Below are 428 nucleotides of genomic sequence, written 5' to 3' on the forward strand. Positions count from 1 at the left end.
CCTTAAATGACGCAAAGCGCTTGTTTAGGGAAAAGGTCAAATATGCCTACGACAACCTGCCGGCGCTGATCAGAAAGGCGAACCCGGCAAAGAACGACGCAGTTGGTGAGCTTGTTTTCAATAATGGCGGCTCTCTCTACGTCAGCACGTCATTTCTTGGCGGCACGCTTCGTGATCTGCACGTTTATTAGTTCCGCAAGATCTGCGCTAAGTATCCGGACAAGGCCCGTGAAATCGTCACTGGCGCCTTTGAGGCAGTATCGACAGATTGCTTTACAACTATCGAGAGTACAGCCGAGGGGCGTGCTGGGTATTTCTTCGACTATTGCCAGACGGCCGAGAAAGCACAGCTGCAGGGCAAAACGTTATCAAACCTCGACTGGAAATTTTTCTTCTTCACTTGGTGGAAGAATCCTCAGTACGCAATC

At 50.2% G+C, this 428-nt stretch carries 1 protein-coding gene; it reads left to right on the forward strand.

The annotated features are described in order from the left end of the window. Positions 1-191: hypothetical protein (locus KHA85_RS16960; RefSeq protein WP_213186693.1), on the forward strand; the 191-nt coding region annotated here is incomplete at its 5' end. Positions 192-428: the final 237 nt, after the last annotated feature.

It is taken from the genome of Dietzia massiliensis (assembly GCF_018390595.1).
In the GTDB taxonomy this organism is placed as follows: Bacteria; Actinomycetota; Actinomycetes; order Mycobacteriales; family Mycobacteriaceae; genus Dietzia; species Dietzia massiliensis.